The sequence below is a fragment of the Lysinibacillus sp. NPDC059133 genome (genome assembly GCF_042755925.1).
Lineage (GTDB): Bacteria > Bacillota > Bacilli > Bacillales_A > Planococcaceae > Lysinibacillus.
Genome location: NZ_JBHZDH010000018.1, coordinates 64683 through 87911, shown reverse-complemented (window position 1 = coordinate 87911; position 23229 = coordinate 64683). Strand labels below are relative to the sequence as shown.

Annotated in this window: 18 protein-coding genes and 1 pseudogene; 18 read left to right on the top strand and 1 reads right to left on the bottom strand. The window is 39.4% G+C overall.

Annotated features, from left to right (window positions below):
• Window positions 1–7: 7 nt before the first annotated feature.
• Together ACFXN8_RS12200 and ACFXN8_RS12195 are read left to right on the top strand one after the other, a co-directional pair.
• Window positions 8–129 (top strand): annotated as a pseudogene (locus ACFXN8_RS12200) (MerR family transcriptional regulator); the annotation flags it as partial.
• Window positions 130–396: 267 nt separating this feature from the next.
• On the top strand, window positions 397–1950 hold the full coding sequence (locus ACFXN8_RS12195; RefSeq protein WP_386845335.1) for a M20/M25/M40 family metallo-hydrolase: 1554 nt from the start codon (window positions 397–399) through the stop codon (window positions 1948–1950).
• A 228-nt stretch (window positions 1951–2178) separates the two neighbouring features.
• Here the strand turns inward: ACFXN8_RS12195 and ACFXN8_RS12190 are convergent, their stop codons facing one another.
• On the bottom strand, window positions 2179–2646 hold the full coding sequence (locus ACFXN8_RS12190; protein ID WP_376069030.1) for an HIT family protein: 468 nt from the start codon (window positions 2644–2646) through the stop codon (window positions 2179–2181).
• A gap of 646 nt (window positions 2647–3292) precedes the next feature.
• Between ACFXN8_RS12190 and ACFXN8_RS12185 the strand changes: the two genes are divergently transcribed.
• The 16 genes from ACFXN8_RS12185 (at window position 3293) to ffh (ending at window position 23218) form a co-directional block, all read left to right on the top strand.
• On the top strand, window positions 3293–4498 hold the full coding sequence (locus ACFXN8_RS12185; RefSeq protein WP_386845332.1) for a GGDEF domain-containing protein: 1206 nt from the start codon (window positions 3293–3295) through the stop codon (window positions 4496–4498).
• Between the two features lie 109 nt (window positions 4499–4607).
• On the top strand, window positions 4608–4970 hold the full coding sequence (locus ACFXN8_RS12180; protein ID WP_053594173.1) for an Asp23/Gls24 family envelope stress response protein: 363 nt from the start codon (window positions 4608–4610) through the stop codon (window positions 4968–4970).
• A 16-nt stretch (window positions 4971–4986) separates the two neighbouring features.
• Window positions 4987–6636, top strand: coding sequence for a DAK2 domain-containing protein (locus ACFXN8_RS12175; RefSeq protein ID WP_386845330.1), 1650 nt, complete (start codon window positions 4987–4989; stop codon window positions 6634–6636).
• 349 nt (window positions 6637–6985) lie between these two features.
• On the top strand, window positions 6986–7648 hold the full coding sequence (sdaAB, locus tag ACFXN8_RS12170) for an L-serine ammonia-lyase, iron-sulfur-dependent subunit beta (protein WP_376069038.1): 663 nt from the start codon (window positions 6986–6988) through the stop codon (window positions 7646–7648).
• Window positions 7649–7662: 14 nt separating this feature from the next.
• Window positions 7663–8574, top strand: a complete 912-nt coding sequence (gene sdaAA, locus ACFXN8_RS12165; protein ID WP_376069041.1) for an L-serine ammonia-lyase, iron-sulfur-dependent, subunit alpha — start codon at window positions 7663–7665, stop codon at window positions 8572–8574.
• 260 nt (window positions 8575–8834) lie between these two features.
• The gene (recG, locus tag ACFXN8_RS12160; RefSeq protein ID WP_386845327.1) at window positions 8835–10880 is read left to right on the top strand and encodes an ATP-dependent DNA helicase RecG; all 2046 of its coding nucleotides are present in this window, start codon (window positions 8835–8837) and stop codon (window positions 10878–10880) included.
• A 129-nt stretch (window positions 10881–11009) separates the two neighbouring features.
• Entirely contained in the window at window positions 11010–11588 is a 579-nt protein-coding gene (gene fapR / locus ACFXN8_RS12155; protein WP_049668746.1) for a transcription factor FapR, read from the top strand.
• A complete protein-coding gene (gene plsX / locus ACFXN8_RS12150) occupies window positions 11585–12577 on the top strand; it encodes a phosphate acyltransferase PlsX (protein ID WP_376069044.1) in 993 nt (330 codons plus the stop codon). The genes fapR and plsX overlap by 4 nt, the downstream gene beginning before the upstream one ends.
• A 381-nt stretch (window positions 12578–12958) precedes the next feature.
• Window positions 12959–13912, top strand: coding sequence for an ACP S-malonyltransferase (gene fabD / locus ACFXN8_RS12145; RefSeq protein ID WP_386845325.1), 954 nt, complete (start codon window positions 12959–12961; stop codon window positions 13910–13912).
• Window positions 13905–14651 (top strand): 3-oxoacyl-[acyl-carrier-protein] reductase, encoded by a 747-nt coding sequence (fabG, locus tag ACFXN8_RS12140; RefSeq protein ID WP_376069052.1) that lies wholly within the window; start codon window positions 13905–13907, stop codon window positions 14649–14651. Before fabD ends, fabG begins: the two co-directional genes overlap by 8 nt.
• Window positions 14652–14709: 58 nt before the next feature.
• Window positions 14710–14946, top strand: a complete 237-nt coding sequence (acpP, locus tag ACFXN8_RS12135; protein ID WP_036124798.1) for an acyl carrier protein — start codon at window positions 14710–14712, stop codon at window positions 14944–14946.
• A gap of 331 nt (window positions 14947–15277) precedes the next feature.
• Complete coding sequence (rnc, locus tag ACFXN8_RS12130) at window positions 15278–16042, top strand: ribonuclease III (protein WP_386845322.1); 765 nt, start codon at window positions 15278–15280, stop codon at window positions 16040–16042.
• Between the two features lie 3 nt (window positions 16043–16045).
• Window positions 16046–19627, top strand: a complete 3582-nt coding sequence (smc, locus tag ACFXN8_RS12125; protein WP_386845320.1) for a chromosome segregation protein SMC — start codon at window positions 16046–16048, stop codon at window positions 19625–19627.
• A complete protein-coding gene (gene ftsY / locus ACFXN8_RS12120; protein ID WP_386845318.1) occupies window positions 19624–20898 on the top strand; it encodes a signal recognition particle-docking protein FtsY in 1275 nt (424 codons plus the stop codon). The genes smc and ftsY overlap by 4 nt, the downstream gene beginning before the upstream one ends.
• Before the next feature lie 613 nt (window positions 20899–21511).
• Window positions 21512–21847 (top strand): putative DNA-binding protein, encoded by a 336-nt coding sequence (locus ACFXN8_RS12115; RefSeq protein ID WP_386845316.1) that lies wholly within the window; start codon window positions 21512–21514, stop codon window positions 21845–21847.
• Between the two features lie 12 nt (window positions 21848–21859).
• A complete protein-coding gene (gene ffh / locus ACFXN8_RS12110) occupies window positions 21860–23218 on the top strand; it encodes a signal recognition particle protein (protein ID WP_386845314.1) in 1359 nt (452 codons plus the stop codon).
• The last annotated feature ends 11 nt before the right edge of the window (window positions 23219–23229 follow it).

The following is a 23229-nucleotide window of genomic DNA, read 5'->3' as shown; positions in this document are numbered from 1 at the left end:
GGAATGAATGTCCATTGGGAAATTTGCTAAACGTGTTGGTGTAAATGTTGTAACGCTGAGAAGAATGGAAACAAAGGGCGAGTTTATGCCTACCCTGGCGGTACGAGATATGACTCTGTTGAACAATTAAATATCTGCTCTTGTGGATTAAAATTGGATAGAGATTTGAACGCAAGCATTAACTTAGCAAATTACTCAATCTAGGGAATTTAACTGACACTAAACCTTAGATGTGTACGCAACGATACTGCGGAATTTAAGCCTTTGGAGAGTCATACTAAATGGCAGTAGCTTTATGCGAAACCAGACTCGGAGAATAAGGAAGACACAAATACGAAAGTCGGAAGATATAAGTGGTGTCACAGTAGAGATGTCTACATTTTTTAAGAAATGTATATGTTTTTCGTATCGGAAAGTAGGACATTAACTAAAGGTGAACATGAATTTGCCTATAAATTAAAAAATAAATTGCAAACGCTTTCTTATTTTCAGCAAAACCCAGAATTTATTGAATTACATGATGCGGGCCTTGAACGCAATGCTGTGACTGCCTTGTATAAGCACCCATCTGCAACAGAAACGGTTGTGTTAATTAGTCATTTTGATACGGTCCATACGGAAGAATATGGCGAGCTGGAACCATTAGCCTTCTACCCTGAAGAGCTGACAAAAAAGCTAATGGAACCTAAATACAAAAAGGATTTACCTGAAGCGGCAAGGTTTGATTTAGAATCAGGCAACTATTTATTTGGTCGTGGAACGATGGATATGAAAATGGGGCTTGCTTTGCATATGCAGTTGATTGAAAAGGCAAGTATCGAAGAATGGCCCATCAATCTTATTTTAACGGCTGTGCCAGACGAAGAAGTGAATTCTGCTGGGATGCGTGCAGCAGTTGTAGAGCTTGTCAGACTTCGTGAACAGCACGGACTCTCTTATAAACTATTTTTAAATAGTGAGCCTTCTTTTTCACAAGGACCAGCTGATACCAATGAATATATTTATTCAGGAACGATCGGTAAAATTATGCCGGCTGCCTTATTTTACGGAAAAGAGACACATGTGGGTGAGCCATTAAAAGGAATGACCGCAAATTTTATTGCTTCCTATATGACGCAGCATATGGAATGGAATCCGATTTTCCGTGAAACAGATCTTGGTGAAAGTACACCATTACCAGTATCCTTACAATTAAAAGATTTGAAAATGGAGTATTCTACACAAACACCCTATCGTGCAGCAGCCCTTTACAATGTGTTTTTATTAAAGCGTACAGCATCGCAAGTAATGGATATTTTTGAACAAGTTGCATCGGAAGCAATGTCAGCTTGTAATGAACAATATAAGCGGATTTGTGAGCGAGAAAAGGTACAAGGCGTAGGTGAAGTAAAAGTACTTCGTTATGAGGCACTTTTAGAGTATGCGATTAATAAATTCGGCGCCGAGGAAGTAAATTTAATAAAAAATCAAGTTCTTGAAAATAGCACATGGGATGATCGAGAGAAATCTATTCGCATCGTGGATCAGCTAATGATTCGTTGCCAGGAACTATCACCAGCGACAGTGTTGCTATATGCACCACCTTACTATCCGGCTATCAATTCATCCAATGATCCTCTTGTTATTCAATCCATTGAATTGATGAAGAAAACAGCCCAAACATTTAATATTGAAGTGGAGCAAATTCACTATTTTAATGGAATTTGTGACTTGAGCTATGTCAATTATTCGGATAACTCTAATGAATGGATAGCATTCGAACGCAACACACCTGTATGGGGAGACACGTATAGTATTCCGTTTGAAGCCATGTCCGCGTTACAGGGCCCTGTTTTAAATGTTGGACCGTTTGGGAAGGATGCTCATCAAAAGACGGAAAGACTACATGTGGATAGCGCATTTAAGGAAATGCCAGTAATGATTGATACGCTTATTAAAAGCTTATTTTAATTAAAAAAGTAATTCAAATGAATATAATTGTATGTAGCGTATAGAAATAAAATAGTATTTTAATTAGGCTTGTTAAAATAAAGTACCTATCTATCAGCATAATGGATAGATGGGTACTTAAGTGGTCTTTATTTTTACTTTATGACTTCTATGAATAATAAATTTATATAATTTTTTTGAAGACGAAAAGCATACCCTATCCCCTTGTTTGAATTAAAACTAAATGACCTAAATATTTTTGTGTATCCATGAACGTAACTTTTCCGCGTAGAAAGGTCGTTCGTCAGGTTCTGTGTAGTAACCTTTCGTCATGTAAAGATTGTCACCTTCAAATCTTGGATATACATGAAGATGATAATGCCACACATCTTGATTTCCTGCAGGTTCATTATGCTGCCGAGTAGAAATCCCATCACAACCGTATGTATTTTTCATTGCAAATGCTGCTAATTGAGCAACACGATGAATTTCAGTAGCCATTTCTGCTGGAAGTTCATATATATTTTCAAAATGTTCGTTCGGAACAACTAGAACATGTCCTTTATTGTTTGGCCACCATTTACTCGCAATAAATGCTGTTACATGTTTATCTTGATAAATAATGTCTCTTTGTTTTGTACCATTATTTTGTTTTTCTTTACCTGATACAATACGACAAAATGGACACTCATAATCTTTTGGCTTATGAGAATACAACCTAGCGCACCACCATTTCCTTATGTATATAAATATTGAAATATTTATCAATACTTTTATTATATAAGGAAATCAGAAAGAGGGTATGAAAATAAAAGTTTCCACGCAAATTTTTAAAAACTTTATTATCTTTAGAGCCACTTCTGCCGTAACGGTGCGATGACACTTCGTTTTCGCGCAGAAAACATTGATTGCTGCCGCTTCACTGTCGCACAAAAAAAACCCAGTTGTTGCCCCGACGCCCCCGGAAAGCGCCCGGCCGGAACGAAAATCAACCCCTCACTTTGCAGCAAAACCATATTTTTAGGGCACCTTCATTTCATTGACACAATAGTTTTACAAAAAACATGAAAGCTGATCTTTGAAATAAAGCAGTAGCTTTTTTATTTTTTTGAGAATGTTTTATGCAGCGGAGTGAAATGCCTGCTATAGAAGTTTTGTTTTTTGAGCTTTGGCTAAAAGTGGAGCTAATTCCACTCCTTTTTTAATGATTTTGCAAAGACTACTTGTAATTTTCATTGTTTAGACGATAAAAATAGCACAAATTATCTTCATTCAGCCATTTTTTAGCGAAATCGGTTGCGACAGCAATAATTACGCCATGGCGAAATGAATTTGCAAGATTGTTTTATTAGGAGCGGACGTTATGGAAAATCAAGAAAAGCTAGTTCTCTCTATACGGAAAGAAATGATTCAATTTAATTTGAAACGTATGCGAACAGTAGCGTGGACATTAATGTATGTATCAGCCATCATTACAATAATTCATTATGGTGAGGTCTTTTTTTCGAAAACAGAACGAGCGATGGTGCCAGCTTATATAGCAATACACACTATATTGTTTTGTATAGATTTAGCGGTGTTATTATTTGTAAAAGAAAAGAGAATTCAGGTTACAACTCTTAATTTACGAAAATATGAATTTATCTTACTCTCTTATATTTATACTATATTGTTATTAATTACTGTTATCACCGTAATGGACGTTTATTTCTTTAAACATGCAGCTCTTTATGAAGTGCTGTTTTTATTGATTTGCGTTATTTTTTCTATCCCTTTCCTGAAAATTTTTTGGATTATGTTAATAACAGTACCACCCATTTTAATAAGTGCTTATCTGAGTGTTGGGGTATCGGGTGAAAGTATTAAAATACTTTTACCAATGTCCCTTATTATTCCCATAGGGCTAGTTATTCAGCGATATATTTATAAAGTTCAAAGACAATTGACGAAACAACATATTTTATTACAAGAAGAAATGATTAAATCCAAAAAATTGTCGGAATTATTAGCTGAGAAAAATAATGAACTATCAGAGCAAGCGCTTCGGGACACGTTGACAAATTTGCCCAATCGACGAGCTTTTAATAATAAATTGACACAAATAGGGCAACAACTTAGTAAACCAAAATCTTTATCTGTCATGATGATTGATATTGATTTCTTTAAAAATTTAAATGATACTTACGGTCATTTACAAGGTGATGAAGCATTAATAAAAGTGGCAGCTCTTTTAGATGAAATTGCAGAAAAGTATAATGCATTTGCAGCACGTTGGGGAGGCGAAGAATTCGTAATCGTTAGCCAGCATGCCGCCAAGTTTTCAGAGCATGTTTGTGAGGAAATTTTAGAGGAAGTACGCAACTTAAACATTCGTCATGAGCATTCAAAAGTAGCTGATATTCTTACGGTCAGCATCGGGATGTGTCATGCTAAAATTTCAAATAGCGAGCAATTAAAAACATGCTGTGAATTAGCCGATCAAGCACTATACACAGCAAAGCAAAACGGTCGTAACAACTTTTACAGTAAAAGTGGAAATTTCGATGAAGATGTATGTTTACCTTTATAATGTCAGAAAAACGTTGATACAGTGCGCTTTCATGCCTTCTAAGGTTGCTTAATGTATAACGAAAGTGTTACAATATCATTTAGTCAAAAAGAGCCAAGGGGGCATTTCTATGTCAATTGAGTTAAACAATGAATTCGGCCAAATTGATATTTCAACTGATGTACTTGCGCAAATAGCCGGTGGCGCTGCTGTAGAGTGCTACGGTATTGTTGGCATGGCATCTAAACATCAAATTCGTGATGGTCTAACTGATATTTTACGTAAAGAAAACTTTGCAAAAGGTGTTGTGATTCGAAAACAGGACGACGATTTACATATTGATATGTACATTATTGTTAGTTACGGGACAAAAATTTCGGAAGTTGCTTATCAAGTACAATCGAAAGTGAAATATACAGTGGATAAAACATTAGGTATGAGCGTAAAATCTGTCAATATCTTTGTGCAGGGCGTTCGTGTAGCGAATGACTAAGGAGGAACTAAATCGAATGCAGTCTTTAGACGGAATAAAGTTTGCAGAAATGGTGCAAATGGGTGCCCATCACCTATTCCAAAATGCAAATTATGTTGATTCATTAAATGTATTTCCAGTACCAGATGGTGATACAGGAACGAATATGAACTTATCGATGACATCTGGCGCAAAGGAAACGGAGCAATATGTCTCAGAGCATATCGGTAAAACTGCTCAAGCTTTATCAAAAGGTTTACTTATGGGAGCACGCGGGAATTCGGGCGTTATTTTATCGCAGTTATTCCGTGGCTTTGGTAAATTTATTGAAAAAGAAGCGACAATTGATGCCAAGGGCTTAGCAGGTGCTTTCCAAGCTGGCGTTGAAACTGCCTATAAAGCAGTAATGAAGCCGGTTGAAGGAACAATTTTAACAGTTGCACGTGAAGCGGCGAAAAAAGGCGTGGAAGTGGCAGAAACTGAAACCGATATCATTGCAGTGATGGAAGCCTTTACTGCTGAAGCGCAGGCTTCGTTAGAGCGTACACCTGAGCTTTTACCTGTTCTAAAAGAAGTAGGTGTTGTAGATAGTGGTGGCCAGGGTCTATTATTTGTGTACGAAGGATTTTTAGCATCCTTAAAAGGTGAGCCATTACCGGTGAAAAATGAAGCAACTTTAGATGATTTAATTAATGCAGAGCATCATAGAGCACAAGATTTCATGAATACTATCGATATTGAGTTTGGTTATTGTACAGAAATCATGGTACGTTTTGAAGAAGGAAAAGAGCCATTTAGCGAGGAACAATTCCGTAATGAATTAAACCCTCTAGGTGATTCTTTACTTGTTATTTCAGATGAAGAGATTGCAAAAGTGCATATTCATTCTGAGCAGCCAGGTTCTGTTTTAGCAATGGGTCAAAAATATGGTAGTCTTATTAAAATTAAGGTCGACAATATGCGTGAACAGCATTCTGCCATTGTTGGTGAGGATCATAAAGCACCTTCTCCAGCCAAAAAAGCAGAAAAGCATCCATATGCAATTGTAACGATTGCAATGGGCGAGGGAGTTGCTGAATTACTTCGTTCAATTGGTGCCTCTTATGTTATTGAAGGCGGTCAAACAATGAACCCTTCAACTGAAGATATTGTGAAGGCGGTACAAGAAATTGGTGCTGAAAAAGTATTAATTTTACCAAATAACAAAAATATCGTCATGGCAGCAGAACAAGCGGTAGAGCTTTTAGATATAGAAGCGGCTGTAGTTCCTACGAAAACAATCCCTCAAGGTATGGCAGCGATTCTATCGTTTAATCCAGAGGCGACAGTTGAAATGAACCAAGCAACAATGACAGAAGCTTATGCAAATGTTAAAACAGGTCAAGTAACCTATGCAGTTCGAGATACATCTATTGATGGTGTGGACATTCATAAGGACGATTTCATGGCTCTTGCAGAAGGTAAAATTGTATTATCTACTCCAGCATTAAAAGATGCTGCTGAGAAGGTAATTACTGATTTAGTGAATGAAGATGCAGAAATTGTAACAGTCATCTATGGTGAGGATACAACAGAAGAAAATGCCTCGGAATTAGTAAAATTTATTGAAGAGAATTATCCAGAGGTTGAAGTAGAGTTATTTAATGGTAAACAAGGATTATATCCATATATTATTTCAGCAGAATAATTCAATGCTACTTGCGGATAAGTAGACAAAGCAGTGCACACAACGTGTACTGCTTTTGTTTATGGTACAAGGAGACTAGGGGAATATATTAGATATAAATTCGCTAAAATAAACGATTTGATGTGCGTATCCAGAGGACGATGCATTTGAAAATGCTGGAATATCGGCAATTTGAAATCGTTGTTTATCTGGAGTAGACAAAGGTAATCAATATTTCCATTGTGTAAATTATAGTCGTGTAAATTTTCTGAAAGTTGATAAAGAAATGTTTTGCTTTTATAGTAACTATCAAGCATTATATAAGTAAAAAATCAAAAAAATTATATAGATAGAATAGAGGGGTGTTATTATGAAGTTTACTTCAGTATTTGATATTATTGGACCAGTGATGATTGGGCCTTCTTCTTCTCATACGGCAGGTGCCGCACGAATTGGTCGTGTAGCTAGAGATTTATTTGGAAGACAACCAAAGTGGGCGAAAATACACTTATATGGTTCGTTTGCAGAAACGTATAAAGGACATGGAACAGACGTAGCTTTGATAGGGGGCCTATTAAATTACGATACATTCGATGAGCGAATTAAAACAGCTTTTGCCGATGCAGAAAAGGCCGGCTTGGACTATGAATTTATCCCAGAAACAGCAAATATGGAGCATCCGAATACAGCTCGCCTTGTGATTGGCGATGATGAAGGAGAGATGTCCGTTGTTGGTATTTCTATCGGTGGCGGTAAAATTGAAGTGAGTGAGGTGAACGGCTTCAAGCTACGTTTAACAGGAGGCATGCCAGCAATTCTTGTTGTCCATGATGATCGTGCAGGCTGTATTGCCAATGTGGCAAATTGCTTGGCGATGCATGCAGTCAACATTGGGCATATGGAGGTTTCTCGTATTGAACGTGGTTTAACAGCCCTTATGGTGATAGAAATCGATCAAAACATCGAGGAAAAAGTATTACAACAAATTTCTTTAATACCACATATTTCGAAAGTTTCTAAAATTAATAACTAAGGAGGTGCCCCAATATGGACGTATTGTTTCATAATGTTCGTGAACTAGTTGAACGAGCGGAGCAAGAAGGAAAACTAATTTCTGAAATTATGATAGAGCAGGAAATGTTAATAACTGGACGCACAAGAGAAGAAATTATACAGCAAATGGACAATAATTTAACGGTGATGGAGGAAGCTGTTGAAAGAGGCTTGAAGGGTGTTAAATCTGTAACGGGTTTAACAGGTGGTGACGCAGTATTGCTTCAAAATTACATTGCACAAGGAAAATCATTGTCGGGGGATTTATTACTAGACGCGGTGAGTAAAGCGGTTGCAACAAATGAAGTTAATGCGGCTATGGGCACTATTTGTGCTACCCCAACTGCAGGTTCAGCTGGAGTTGTACCAGGGACACTGTTTGCAGTGAAGAATAAGCTGAATCCGACACGTGAGCAAATGATTCGTTATTTATTCACATCGGGTGCTTTCGGCTTCGTTGTTGCCAATAATGCTTCGATTTCAGGCGCTGCTGGCGGCTGTCAAGCAGAGGTTGGCTCAGCTGCTGGTATGGCAGCGGCAGCGATTGTAGAGATGGCTGGTGGTACACCGCAGCAATGTTCAGAAGCATTTGCCATTACACTGAAAAATATGCTAGGGCTTGTTTGTGACCCGGTGGCTGGATTAGTAGAGGTTCCTTGTGTTAAGCGAAATGCTATGGGAGCGGCAAATTCACTTGTTGCAGCGGATATGGCACTTGCAGGGGTCACAAGTCGCATCCCGTGTGATGAAGTGATTGGTGCAATGTATCGAATTGGACAATCTATGAGTCCGAATTTAAAAGAAACTGCACGTGGAGGCCTTGCTGCAACACCAACAGGTAAAGCGATAAGCAAAGCCATTTTTGATAATGGTAATTTAGAAAGTATCAAATCACTTCAAAAATAAAAATACTAAGCACGCTTTCCTAAGTGGAAGGCGTGTTTTTTTGAGGCAATATAAATGAAAAGTTATATAATGATAATAGAATCTATATAAATGCGTAGCATGGATTATTCAAAAGTGTTAAACGCGAACAACAATATTATGAAAGCTAAGAGTAATCGTAAGAAAGGGGAAAACTCAAATGCTGAAAAATAGTATGGTGAAACGAATGACTGTAGGTAAAGTACTTGTGGTGAAAAAAATTGGAGGAGCTGTCGTGCAAGGTGACTGATTTAACGTGTCCCGTTACTGAATTAAAGGGAATCGGGAAAGAAACAGCAGGACATTTAGAGGCATTAGGCATCGAGACAATCGCGGATTTGTTATGGACTTTTCCGCATCGACATGAGGATTTTCGTTTAAAGGATTTGGCACAAACACCACATAATGAACGTGTCACTGTTGAGTGTAAAGTTGAACGTGAGCCGACAGTTTTGTTTTTAGGTCGCAATAAAACACGATTACAAGTCACGGTGCTAGCGGGTCGACATTTAGTTAAGGTTGTTTTTTTTAACCAAGGCTATTTGAAGCAGAAGCTTGTACCGGGAGCTATTATTACCGTTACAGGGAAATGGGACAGGGGTAGACAAGTAATCAATGGAACGTCTGTAACGTTTGGGCCTAAGACAGATCAAGTCGACTTTGAACCTGTTTATAGTTTAAAAGGTTTGATTCCGCAAAAACGTTTTCGTAAATATATGCGTCAAGTGCTCGATGAATTTGGTGCTGAGATACCTGATGCTGTTCCACAGAGCTTACGAACGGATTATAAGCTTGCTACAATACGTGATGGGCTGGAGGGAATACATTTCCCTATTGATGCAGGACATGCGAAGCAGGCTAGAAGACGCTTTGCTTATGAGGAGTTACTAAACTTTCAACTACGTATTCAAGCGTTACGTAAAATTAGAAAGGACAGTGAGCAAGGGACAGTTATACAGTTTGATTTGCAAAAGATACGTGCCTTTATTGCATCGTTACCATATGAATTAACAGGTGCACAAAAACGCGTCGTTAATGAAATTTGCAAAGATTTGAAAGAGCCGCATCGTATGAACCGCTTACTTCAAGGTGATGTAGGGTCGGGGAAAACCGTTGTTGCGGCAATATGTTTATACGCAGCCGTAACTGCTAGTTTTCAGGGGGCATTAATGGCGCCGACGGAAATTTTAGCTGAGCAGCATGCTGAAAATTTGGTGGAATGGTTTGAGCCGTTTGGCGTACGTGTATCTTTACTATCAGGATCAACGAAAGCGAAGGAGCGTCGTTTACTGTTAGAAGAACTGGCAAATGGAGATATAGATATTTTAATTGGTACACATGCGCTAATTCAGCCTGATGTTGTTTTTTGCAAGCTTGGTTTTGTTATTACAGATGAACAGCATCGTTTTGGTGTAGAGCAGCGTAGAATATTGCGTGATAAAGGAGAAAATCCAGATGTGCTCTTTATGACGGCGACACCAATACCGCGTACACTAGCGATTACAGCATTCGGAGAAATGGATGTTTCAATGATCGATGAAATGCCAGCCGGGCGTAAGCAAATTGAAACACATTGGATGAAAAAAGAGCAATTTGGCTCTGTTATGTCAAAGCTAGAATTAGAACTTGCTGCTGGTAGACAGGCTTATGCTATTTGTCCTCTGATCGAGGAATCAGACAAGCTGGATGTACAAAATGCTGTAGAAATCTATGAACAGCTTGCTGCATATTTTAATGGGCGTTACAATGTCGGATTAATGCATGGTCGCCTATCCGCGGATGAAAAAGACGCTGTTATGCGAGCCTTTAGTGAAGGAACTATTCATGTGCTTGTGTCTACAACAGTTGTTGAAGTTGGGGTTAACGTGCCGAATGCAACGTTTATGATTATTTATGATGCTGAACGCTTTGGCTTAGCTCAGTTGCATCAGCTACGTGGGCGTGTTGGACGAGGTGAACATCAGTCATATTGTGTGTTGCTAGCCGATCCTAAATCGGATGAAGGTAAAGAGCGAATGCAGTCGATGACAGAAACAAATGATGGCTTCCGCCTAGCTGAAAAGGATTTGGAACTACGTGGTCCGGGTGATTTCTTTGGGCGTAAACAAAGTGGTTTGCCTGATTTTAAAGTAGCGGATTTAGTGCATGATTATCGAATACTTGAAACTGCGAGAAAAGATGCAACAGATATGCTTAAGACGGATGCTTTTTGGCATGATGATGAGTACAAATATTTACGTGAAATGCTTGAAAATTCAGGTGTTTTACAAGGGGATCGATTCGACTAACTGAATATTGATGCTCCATTAGGAATGTGAGCACTTGTTTTTAAAACAAGTCTTGCATTCTTTTTTTATACTCTATATACTGATATTAGTACCAAGTGCTAATAACAACTAAAAAGGTGGCGAATGATGTTGAGACGAACGAAAAAAGAGCGACAGCGACTATTATCCGAAACGATAGCTGATAATCCATTCGTCACAGATGAACAGCTAGCAACACAGTTTCAGGTTAGTGTCCAAACAATTCGTTTAGATCGTATGGAATTAGCGATTCCAGAATTACGAGAACGAATTAAAGATGTTGCTTCGAAAACCTATGAAAATGAAGTGAAATCTCTACCGATTGATGAAGTGATCGGAGAAATAATTGATATTGAATTGGATAATCGTGCATTATCTATTTTTGATGTAAAAGAAGAACATGTTTTTCAGCGCAATGGCATCGCACGTGGACATCATTTGTTTGCGCAGGCAAACTCATTAGCGGTAGCAGTTATTGACGACGAACTAGCATTAACAGTACATTCTAACATTACCTTTGTGAAACCTGTTAGAGCTGGAGATCGTGTTATTACAAAAGCAATCGTTATCGGACGTGATGAAAAAAGTCATCGTACAAAAGTAGAGTTAACGTCCACTGTTAACGGTGAAACAGTTTTTGTTGGTGAATTTGATATGTACCGCACGAAAGGTAAAGGTGAACAACAATGAAATTAGCGCTTGATGGAATGGGTGGAGACAACGCACCAAAATCAGTTGTTGAAGGTGCTTTATTAGCATTAGAGCAAATCCCAAATTTAGAAATTCAATTATATGGTCAGCAGCAAAAGCTTGAACCATTTTTAAAAATACATGATCGATTAACTGTAGTACATTGTGATGAAGTTGTCGAAGGAACAGACGATCCAGCACGCGCTGTTCGTCGTAAAAAGGATTCATCGATGGCGCGAATGATGGATGCCGTTGAAGAAGGAAAGGCGGATGCTTGTCTTTCAGCAGGTAATACAGGTGCTTTAATGGCGGGAGGCTTATTTAAAGTAGGACGTATTGAAGGGATTGCTAGACCTGCTCTAGCCACTACACTGCCTACTTTAGATGGTAAGGGCTTTTTAATGCTTGATTTAGGGGCGAATGCAGACGCGCGACCTGAGCATTTATTGCAATATGCGATTATGGGCGATATTTATGCAAAAAAGGTAGGCGGCTTACAAAAGCCACGTGTCGGCTTGTTGAATATCGGTACTGAGGATAAAAAAGGGAATGAATTAACGAAGGCGGCTTTTGGATTATTAAAAGAAGCAGATTTAAACTTTATCGGCAACGTTGAAGCTCGAGATTTACTTGAAGGGGTAGCGGACGTTGTCGTAACGGATGGGTTTACAGGTAATATGGTGCTGAAATCGATAGAAGGTACAGCTGGCGCATTATTTTCAATGCTAAAAGAGGCGTTTATGTCTTCAACAAAAACGAAAATTTCGGCAGTACTTATGAAAAATAATTTGCGTGACCTAAAAAACAAAATGGACTACACAGAGTACGGTGGTGCAGGTTTGTTTGGTTTACAAGCACCTGTGATTAAAGCACATGGTTCATCCAATGCTAAAGCAATATACAGTGCAATTCGCCAAGCAAATACGATGGTTGAGCATACAGTCATCTCGACGATTACAGAAACAGTACGTCACTTAGAAATTGATTAACTTCTTTCAGCGGGTGTCCAAACACCCACTGAAATAGAGGAACTCAGTCTAAGAACGCCACGTCCTGTGGCAATTTATCTGTGCGAAAGCGAAGCGACAGCAACACGGTTTTATCTGTGCGAAAGCGAAGCGACAGCAACAACACACGACTGAGTGACCAACATCATGTTGCTGACGCTACGTTAGCACTGCGCTTTCGCACAGAAAACATTTGCTGCTGACGCTACGTTAGCACTGCGCTTTCGCACAGAAAACATTTGCTGCTGACGCTGCGTTAGCACTACGCTTTCGCGCAAAAAACATTATGTTGGCCTAAAGCCTCCGGCGGATGACACGGAATTATGCCGAGGCATAATTGATTAAAAAGGGGATTAATAAAAAATGACGAAAATAGCATTTATTTTTCCAGGCCAAGGTTCTCAAGTAGTTGGGATGGGGCAAGAGTTTATCGAGAATGCGGCAGCAAGTAAAGCATTTTATGAACGTGCAAATCAAGCACTTGGCTTTGAGCTATCTAAGCTTATGTTAGAGGGACCAGCTGAGGAGCTAACATTGACTTACCATGCACAGCCGGCACTCTTAACTACTGGTGTGATGGTTGCAGAAAAATTACGTGCAGCAGGTATTACGCCGAATTATGCAGCTGGACATTCACTTGGAGAATACGGTGCATTAGTAATCGCTGGTGTGCTATCGTTCGAGGAAGCAGTTTCTGTTGTGCATAAGCGTGGGCTTTATATGAATGAAGCTGTACCTGCAGGGCAAGGTGCTATGGCAGCTATTCTAGGGATGGAGCTTGAGGCACTGCATGAAGTAACTGAAAAAGTATCTGCAGCAGGTGAGCCAGTTCAGGTAGCGAATGTAAACTGTCCAGGGCAAATCGTTATTTCTGGTACAAAAGAAGGCGTTGAAAAGGCTTCTTTAGCGGCAAAGGAAGCTGGTGCAAAACGAGCAATTCCTTTAGTTGTTAGTGGTCCATTCCATTCAGAGTTAATGCGACCATCATCTGAAAAATTAAAAGAAGCGTTGGCTGATTTATCATTATCTGCTCCACAAATCCCTGTAATCGGCAATGTAATGGCGAAAGAATTAGAGGATGTTTCAGCTATTCAACAGGAGCTAGTAGAACAAGTATATAGCGCTGTCCAATGGGAAGCATCTGTGCGTGAAATGATTTCGCAAGGTGTGGATGTCTTTATTGAGTGCGGACCAGGCAAAGTATTAAGTGGATTAGTGAAAAAAATCGATCGCTCAGTAACGACATACTGTGTTTATGATGAAACATCATTAGAGGCTGTACTAGAAGCGGCGAAGGAGTGGACAATTAATGCGTAAATTAGAGGGTAAAGTAGCTGTTGTAACTGGTGCTTCACGTGGAATAGGACGATCTATTGCATTAAAGCTTGCTAATGAGGGTGCTAAAGTTGTCGTAAACTACAGCGGGTCACAGGCAAAAGCAGAAGAAGTTGTTGCGACGATTCAAGAGAATGGCGGCGAGGCAATAGCCGTACAAGCAAGCGTTTCAAAAACAGAGGAAGTTACAGCATTAATGGATGCAGCGGTGAAAACATTCGGCTCGCTTGATATTTTAGTGAATAATGCGGGTATTACGCGTGATAACTTGTTAATGCGTATGAAAGAAGATGAATGGGACGATGTGCTAGATACGAACCTAAAAGGTGTTTTCCTTTGTACGAAAGCAGTAACACGTCAAATGATGAAGCAACGTGCAGGGCGTATCATTAATATTTCATCGATTGTTGGTGTAGCTGGTAATGCTGGGCAAGCTAATTACGTAGCTGCAAAAGCAGGGGTTATTGGATTGACTAAAACGACTGCTAAGGAATTAGCATCACGTAATATTTTAGTAAATGCGATTGCACCTGGCTTTATAGAGACTGAAATGACTGATCAACTACCAGAAGATCTAAAGCAAGGCATGCTTACGCAAATTCCTCTAGCAAAACTTGGACAACCTGAGGATATTGCAAAGGCCGTAGCTTTTCTAGCTTCAGAGGATGCTAACTATATGACAGGTCAAACGTTACATATAGATGGCGGTATGGTAATGTAATTTCAATTAGTCATAGATAATGATTTTTTGTATAATCATTTGAGGGGAGGTGAATGTTTTGTCTACAGTATTAGAACGCGTAACAAAAGTAATCGTGGACCGTTTAGGTGTTGAAGAAAGTGAAGTTACTCTAGAAGCTTCTTTCCGTGATGATTTAGGTGCTGACTCATTAGACGTAGTTGAGCTTGTAATGGAGCTTGAAGACGAATTCGATATGGAAATTTCTGATGAAGATGCTGAAAAAATCTCAACAGTTGGTTCTGCAATTTCATACATCGAAAGTAAATTAAACTAATTCGTTTAACTTTATATAGCAGAGATTAATCACCTCTACTGGTGCTGACATGGATGCGGTCATTATACAATAAATGTTTATGATTGAATAAAGTTAAAGCCTTTGGCAGAAATTACTCATGCTTTTCTTCAGTGTGAAGAGCAGATACTATGCTGAGGTATGTTTAAAAAGGGGACGAAATGGTTCGTTTAGCGAACTATGAACGTCCTCTTTTTGATTTCGGAAAAAATTAATTTCCAAAACATTGTATTTAAGCCGAAATACTTTTGCATAAATCCCTTGAAAAAGGTACACTTAAACGGTAGAAACTATTAGGAAGGCAGATTGTTCAATGGCTATGAAAAGAAAAGGAACTATGCAGAAATCTGGCGTGCTTCCTGAAAAAGTACGCAATCAATTCGAGCTGTTACAGCATGAATTAACTATCACATTTAGTAATAAAAATTTATTGTATCAAGCATTCACGCATTCATCTTATGTGAATGAGCATCGCCGTAAATTGTTTACGGATAATGAGCGTCTTGAATTTTTAGGAGACGCAGTACTTGAACTGTCTGTTTCTAAATACCTTTTTGAGAAATACACTCATATGAGTGAAGGTGAGCTGACGAAGCTACGAGCATCTATAGTATGTGAGCCATCACTTGTTATTTTTGCAAATGAATTAGGCTTTGGCCGCTTTGTATTACTCGGAAAAGGTGAGGAATTAACAGGTGGACGGGAACGCCCAGCGCTACTTGCAGATGTATTTGAGTCATTTGTTGGCGCCCTTTATTTAGATCAAGGCTTACAAACGGTTGTGTCTTTTTTAGAACGAATCGTATTCCCGAAAGTAGAAGTCGGTGCTTTTTCGCATGTGATGGATTTTAAAAGCCAATTGCAAGAAATGGTACAACAAACAAATAACGGCCTTCTTCATTATGAAATTATTGATGAAAAGGGTCCTGCACATAACCGTACCTTTGTATCGAGCGTACTGTTAAATGGTCAGGAGCTAGGTATTGGTCGTGGGAAATCAAAAAAAGAAGCCGAGCAGCAAGCAGCACAATGTGCAATGCGTACAATGCGTGAGCACACTGCAAAAGAGGAGGCTTAAAAGATGTTCCTAAAACGACTCGAAGTGATTGGCTTTAAATCTTTTGCGGAGCGCATTGGAATTGATTTTGTACCCGGTGTTACAGCAGTGGTTGGACCAAATGGCAGTGGGAAAAGTAATGTCATTGATGCCATTCGTTGGGTACTTGGGGAGCAATCGGCAAAGTCGTTACGTGGGGCAAAGATGGAAGATGTTATTTTTGCTGGGAGTGACTCGCGTAAGCCACTAAACTTTGCAGAGGTAACACTAGTATTAGATAACACAGATGAACAGCTTGCTTTTTCATATACAGAAGTCAGCGTAACAAGACGCGTATACCGTTCAGGTGATAGTGAATATTTACTTAATAACCAGCAGTGTCGCCTGAAGGATATTACGGACTTGTTTATGGACTCGGGACTTGGGAAAGAGGCCTTCTCCATTATTTCACAAGGCCGTGTCGATGAAATTTTAAATAGCCGACCTGATGATCGCCGTTCAATTTTTGAAGAGGCAGCTGGCGTGTTAAAGTATAAACTAAGAAAGAAAAAGGCAGAGCATAAGCTTGTTGAAACAGATGAAAATTTGTATCGTGTTTTAGATATTTTACATGAGTTAGATAGTCGTCTGGAACCGTTAGAAATTCAGGCATCAAGTGCAAGAGATTATGTGCAAATGTCAACAGAGTTAAAGGATTTTGATATCGCCATCCTTGTGCACGATTTAAAAAATTGTGCACAATCTTTGTATGCTCTAAAAACTGAGTACACAGAGCTTTATGAAACAGAGCAAAAACAAGCTCATCATATTTCTTCAATAGAAAAGCAAACTGTTAGTATTCGTAAGCTTTTAAAAGAGCTAGATGACTATTTAGATACTACTCAGGCTGAGTTTGTTAATGCAACGATGGAGGTAGAGCGTTGGGATGGTCGTAAAGCGTTAATGGCTGAAAAGCGACAAAATGCTTCTAATCAACTACTTCAATTGAATACCGCATTACAAGAAGCAAAAGATGAGGTTGAGACTCTTGTAGCTCAAGAGCAAGAGAAAAAAGAATTGTTCACTGAAAAACAGCAAGAGGTATCAGAGCTGAAACAAAGTATTAAGCAATTAGAGCAATCTTTAAATCGCTCTGTTTCTGAGATTGAACAAGAAATAGAAGAACAAAAAAACCGATATATCGACTCCTTAAACGAAGAAGCAACAGTAAAAAATGAATTAAAAAATATTGAACAACAATTAGTGCAGCAAAAAGCGATGGCGACACGAATGTCAGGCCAAACGGATGAAATCGGGCAAGAGCTTGCGCAAATTCTAGCGGAAAAAGAGAAGCTAGTTGTTGCTTATGCTACAACAACAAACGAATTACAGGAAAGTCTTGAGCAATATGAAGCATTGCAAATACAGCTTAAGAACGTGAATGCATCATTTAATGAAAAGCAGGATATGCTTTATAAAGCTTATCAGCATCAGCAGCAACTTAAGGCTAGAAAAGATACGCTTGCTGAACTAGAAGCTGATTTCTCTGGGTTTTTCCATGGAGTAAAAGAAGTATTATTAGCGCGTGATAAAGGTGAATTAGCTGGGATTGAAGGAGCCGTTGCTGAATTAATTCAAGTGGATGGGAAATATTCCCGGGCTGTTGAAACGGCATTAGGGGCAGCCTCTCAGCATATTGTGACAACCGATGAACGATATGCGCAACAGGCGATTCATTGGTTAAAACAAAAGAGAGCTGGACGCGCAACATTTTTACCGAAAACAGTTATCAAGTCACGGAAAATCAATCTATCTATGATTCAGCTAGCCACTGAGCACCCAGCGTTTGTTCAAATGGCTGATGCACTTGTAACGTTCGGTGAAGAGAACCGTACAATTGTCGAGAACCTCCTGGGCAATGTCATCGTTGCATCAAGTTTAGAAGGTGCAAGTCAAATTGCTCGATTATGTGGGTTTAGATATCGTGTTGTAACACTTGATGGTGATATCGTCAATGCAGGCGGTTCATTAACAGGTGGTGCAACGAAGCAGCAATCTTCACTTTTTACAAGAAAAGCGGAATTAGATGGTTTAATAGTAAAGCTAGAATCGTTGGAAGCATCTATTTATAGTGCTGAACAGGCTGTTTCGGATGAAAAAGAGAAGCTTGCAGTATTACGAGACAAAGTAGAGCAATTGAAACTTGACGGTGAACAACTACGAAAAGAAGAAATGCAGCAAGCAAGTCGTATTCGTGAGCTAGAAGTAGTCGAGAAAAGCTTATCTGCACGAGTATCTTTTGCTTCTAATGAAACACAAGATGTAAAAACTCGTGAAGAGGCATTATTAGCTCAGAAGGAAGCGGCAACGGAGCGTTTAACGGCACTAGCAACAGAGCTGTTAGAGATAAATGAAACAGTGGAACAACTAAGTAAGGTGAAGTTACAAAGTGAATCGGAGAAAGATATACTCCGTGAGCAGTCAGCAGAAAAACGCTCGCAGTTAGCGGTAATGCAGGAGCAAATGTCACAAGTGCAAATTGCTACAGCAGAGTTAGCCCTACAATTAAACAAAGCTCGTCAAAAAGTCGACAATATTTCTCAGGAAATAATTTGGCTTCAATCTGATGAATCGACAAAACTTTTAAGCGATGAAGAAGTGGATGAGCAGGTTACTACGTGGAAAGCGCGAAGAGATTCGCTGCAGGATACTATTTCACAGAAAAAAGATGAAAAAGTAGCACAACAACAAGAGCTTACTACTTTAGAAGAACAGCTGAAGGAATTGCAACGTACACATAAAGGCTACCTTGAGGCGATACGTGCAAATGAATTGAAGCGAAGTCGCGTAGAATTCGAGGTCAATAATTTCAATGAACAGCTAGAAGAGAATTATCAGCTAACATTTGAGGAAGCTGAAGAGTTAGCCCTTGCAATTGAAGATGAAGAGCATATGCGACGTCGAGTGAAATTACTGAAGAAATCTATAGAAGAGCTAGGTCCTGTTAATTTGAGCGCCATCGAGGAATACGATCGGGTACTTGAACGCCATTCATTTTTAACAGAGCAACGCGAGGATTTACTTGCTGCGCAGGAAACATTACATGAGGCTATTAAAGAAATGGATGAAGAAATGACGCTACGATTTAGTGAAACATTCTATGCCATTCGAGAGCAATTTAAACGTGTATTCCGTGAATTGTTTGGTGGAGGTCAGGCAGATTTAGTATTATTGGACCCTCAAAACCTGCTAGAAACAGGTATAGAAATTGTAGCTCAACCACCAGGGAAAAAATTACAAAATCTAAGCTTGCTTTCAGGTGGGGAACGTGCACTAACGGCAATCGCTTTATTATTCTCCATCCTAAATATACGACCTGTACCATTCTGTATTCTCGATGAGGTAGAGGCGGCTTTAGATGAGGCAAATGTCGTTCGTTATAGCCAATATTTGAAGAAATTTAGCCTTAATACGCAATTTATTGTGATCACACATCGTAAAGGAACGATGGAGGGAGCGGATGTGTTGTATGGTATTACAATGCAGGAATCTGGCGTGTCTAAACTTGTATCAGTAAAATTAGAAGATGAACCCGTACTTGCGGAGCAAAGGAGCGAACAAGCATGAGTTTTTTTAAACGTTTAAAAGATAAATTGACAGGCAACCCCACCGAGGAAGAAAAAGTAGTAGCAATCAATGAAGAAGAAGCTGCTGAACAGAAGCAAGACGAAGCAACAGAGCCTACTCAAATTGAAGCAACTGTAGATGAAATGGAAAAAGTTGAGGAAGTTTCTGTAACGGAAACCTCAATTGAAACAGAAATTCCTGAAGAAATAGAAGATCAAGAGCAACAAGAGCAACAAGAGCAACTAGAGCAACAAGAAGTGCAAGAGGTCGCGATAGTAGAAGAACCAGTAGGGGAGAAAAAACCTTCTGCATGGTCTATTACACAAAAGTTCAAGGCTGGTCTTGAAAAAACGCGTAATTCATTTACTTCTAAAGTAAACGATCTAGTTGCTCGTTATCGAAAAGTGGACGAAGATTTCTTTGAAGAATTAGAAGACTTATTATTACAGGCAGACGTTGGCTTTGAAACAGTAATGGAGCTAATGGACAAATTACGCTTTGAGGTTCAGCGTAAAAATATAAAAGATACAAACGGTATTCAAACGCTTATTTCTGAAAAACTTGTGGAAATTTATGAGCAAGGAGAAGCGGATTTAATCGAGCTTAATATGCAACCTAAAGGTGAGCTTACTGTAATTCTATTCGTCGGGGTAAACGGTGTTGGGAAAACGACGACAATCGGTAAACTTGCCCATCGTTTAAAATCACAAGGTAAAACGGTTGTTTTAGCGGCAGGTGATACTTTCCGTGCTGGTGCCATCGATCAATTACAAGTTTGGGGAGACCGCGTAGGCTGTGAAGTGATTAAACAATCGGAAGGCTCAGATCCAGCAGCAGTTATGTATGATGCAATTCGTGCGGCGAAAAACCGTAATGCAGATGTGTTAATTTGTGATACAGCAGGGCGCCTACAAAACAAAGTAAACTTAATGAATGAACTTGAAAAAGTTCATCGAGTAATCTCTCGAGAGGTACCGAATGCTCCGCATGAAGTACTATTAGCTTTAGATGCAACAACAGGTCAAAATGCACTTGTTCAAGCACAAACATTTAAGGAAGCTACAAATGTAACAGGGATCGTTTTAACAAAGCTTGACGGCACTGCAAAAGGTGGTATTGTTCTTGCTATTCGTAATAAATTACACATTTCTGTGAAGTTTGTTGGTCTTGGCGAAAAAATGGATGATTTACAACCATTTGATGCAGAGCGTTATGTGTATGGCTTATTTGCTGATGGTTTAGATAAAGAACTACAAAATAGTGAGGACTAGGTTCATCACCGATGTGGATGACTTTTGTTAAAACGTATACTATGTAAATAAGTTGATTGGAGTGGAGGCTGGGCGACTCCTTGGGGATTAGCGATAGGGGAACGAAGGCTAAAACCATCACGTCCTGTGATAACGCCTTCGTGACCAACATCGGTGCTGCTGCCGCTACGTTAGCACTACGCTTTCGCGCAAAAAACATCTGTTGGCCCGAGACCCTGGAGCGAGCAAGTAGAGGAACGAAGGCTAAGAGCATCACATCCTGTGATAACGCCTTCGTGACCAACATCGTGTTGGCCCAAGCGGCTCATCGGACGCCCCCAGGAAGCTTTGCTCTGTGCGAAAGCGAAGCGACAGCAGCTACAAAGCGCCCAGTCGGAACGGAAATCAACCACACGCTTGGTGATGGTTCGAGGATTAACATTTAAGTAAGTAAATTTGTAATTGCGCTCGTCTGTGCAGGTGAATCGCATTGTTTAAAAGGGAAATACTAGCTATAGGTGAAAAACGCCTAAAAAGCAGTTAATTAAAGCTTTTAGACAAGGAGATTACCTTGACACAGACGGGCGCTTTTCGTTATGATACAAATGACTAATAACGGGAGGAGAAACATTCGATGCTACTTGAAAAAACAACACGCATGAACTTTCTCTTCGACTTTTATCAAGCATTATTAACAGATAAGCAACGAAGTTATATGGAGCTCTATTATTTAGATGATCACTCACTTGGAGAGATCGCTGAATCGTATGGAGTTTCACGCCAAGCTGTTTATGATAATATTCGTCGAACAGAAGCGATGCTTGAAGAATATGAAGAAAAACTATGTTTACTTGAAAAATTTCAACAACGTACACAAATGCTTGCGCAGCTAACAACAGGGATGACAGAACAAAGTATGACAGTTGAAGAGCAGCTAACGCTTATAGAACAGTTGAAAGAATGGGATTAGGAGGCGAAAGCAATGGCTTTTGAAGGATTAGCGGAACGACTCCAAGGAACGATCCAAAAGATTAAAGGTAAAGGTAAAGTATCGGAACAAGACGTTAAAGAAATGATGCGCGAAGTCCGATTTGCTTTAATCGAGGCGGATGTTAACTTAAAAGTAGTCAAAGAATTCGTTAAAAAGGTCAGTGAACGTGCTGTCGGTGTAGATGTTATGCAAAGCTTAACACCAGGTCAGCAAGTTATTAAAATCGTACAAGAAGAATTAACAGAATTAATGGGTGGCGAGCAAAGCCCAATTAAATTTAATACAAAGCCACCAACTGTTATTATGATGGTCGGTTTACAAGGTGCAGGTAAAACGACAACTACAGGTAAATTGGCAAATGTGTTACGTAAAAAATATAATCGTAAGCCATTACTAGTTGCTGCTGACGTTTACCGTCCAGCGGCTGTTCAGCAGTTACAAACATTAGGAAAGCAGTTATCCCTACCTGTTTTTGCGTTAGGAACCGATGTATCTCCAGTAGAAATTGCACGTCAGGCAATTGAATTGGCAAAAGAAGAACATCATGATGTCGTTATTATCGATACAGCTGGTCGCTTGCATATCGATGAAGAATTAATGCAAGAATTAAAAGATATTCGTGCGTTAAAAGAGCCAGATGAAGTATTCCTAGTTGTAGATGCTATGACAGGTCAAGATGCTGTCAACGTGGCAGAAAGCTTTAATGAAGCAGTCGGTATTACAGGAGTTGTTTTAACAAAGCTTGATGGTGATACACGTGGTGGTGCGGCGCTATCAATTCGTTCCGTTACACAGAAGCCGATTAAATTTGTCGGTATGGGTGAGAAGCTGGATGCGCTAGAACCTTTCCATCCAGAGCGTATGGCATCTCGTATATTAGGTATGGGTGACGTTTTATCGCTTATTGAAAAGGCTCAGGCAAATGTTGACGAAGCAAAGGCTAAAGAACTAGAGGAAAAATTTAAAACCCAAAGCTTTACATTTGATGATTTTGTTGAGCAATTGCAGCAAGTAAAGAAAATGGGGCCACTTGACGAAATTTTAAAAATGTTACCAGGTGCCGGCAAAATCAAAGGCTTAGACAATGTTAAAGTTGATGATAAGCAAATGGGCCGCGTAGAAGCGATTATTTATTCGATGACACCTGCTGAAAAGACGAATCCAGAAATTATTAACGGTAGCCGTAAAAAGCGTATAGCGAAGGGTTCAGGGACATCGATTCAAGAGGTAAATCGTTTAATAAAGCAATTTGATGAAATGAAAAAAATGATGAAGCAAATGACAGGCATGGCAAGTGGCAAAGGCAAGAAAAAGATGAAACTACCAGGCTTCGATTCATTGTTTAAATAATAATTTATAGG

Bases quoted from the DNA above. Each gene is read 5' to 3' on its own strand.
- ACFXN8_RS12195 (WP_386845335.1), top strand. From the start codon at position 397: ATGTTTTTCGTATCGGAAAGTAGGACATTAACTAAAGGTGAACATGAA.
- ACFXN8_RS12185 (WP_386845332.1), top strand. From the start codon at position 3,293: ATGGAAAATCAAGAAAAGCTAGTTCTCTCTATACGGAAAGAAATGATT.
- ACFXN8_RS12180 (WP_053594173.1), top strand. From the start codon at position 4,608: ATGTCAATTGAGTTAAACAATGAATTCGGCCAAATTGATATTTCAACT.
- ACFXN8_RS12175 (WP_386845330.1), top strand. From the start codon at position 4,987: ATGCAGTCTTTAGACGGAATAAAGTTTGCAGAAATGGTGCAAATGGGT.
- sdaAB (WP_376069038.1), top strand. From the start codon at position 6,986: ATGAAGTTTACTTCAGTATTTGATATTATTGGACCAGTGATGATTGGG.
- sdaAA (WP_376069041.1), top strand. From the start codon at position 7,663: ATGGACGTATTGTTTCATAATGTTCGTGAACTAGTTGAACGAGCGGAG.
- plsX (WP_376069044.1), top strand. From the start codon at position 11,585: ATGAAATTAGCGCTTGATGGAATGGGTGGAGACAACGCACCAAAATCA.
- fabD (WP_386845325.1), top strand. From the start codon at position 12,959: ATGACGAAAATAGCATTTATTTTTCCAGGCCAAGGTTCTCAAGTAGTT.
- fabG (WP_376069052.1), top strand. From the start codon at position 13,905: ATGCGTAAATTAGAGGGTAAAGTAGCTGTTGTAACTGGTGCTTCACGT.
- rnc (WP_386845322.1), top strand. From the start codon at position 15,278: ATGGCTATGAAAAGAAAAGGAACTATGCAGAAATCTGGCGTGCTTCCT.
- smc (WP_386845320.1), top strand. From the start codon at position 16,046: ATGTTCCTAAAACGACTCGAAGTGATTGGCTTTAAATCTTTTGCGGAG.
- ftsY (WP_386845318.1), top strand. From the start codon at position 19,624: ATGAGTTTTTTTAAACGTTTAAAAGATAAATTGACAGGCAACCCCACC.
- ACFXN8_RS12115 (WP_386845316.1), top strand. From the start codon at position 21,512: ATGCTACTTGAAAAAACAACACGCATGAACTTTCTCTTCGACTTTTAT.
- ffh (WP_386845314.1), top strand. From the start codon at position 21,860: ATGGCTTTTGAAGGATTAGCGGAACGACTCCAAGGAACGATCCAAAAG.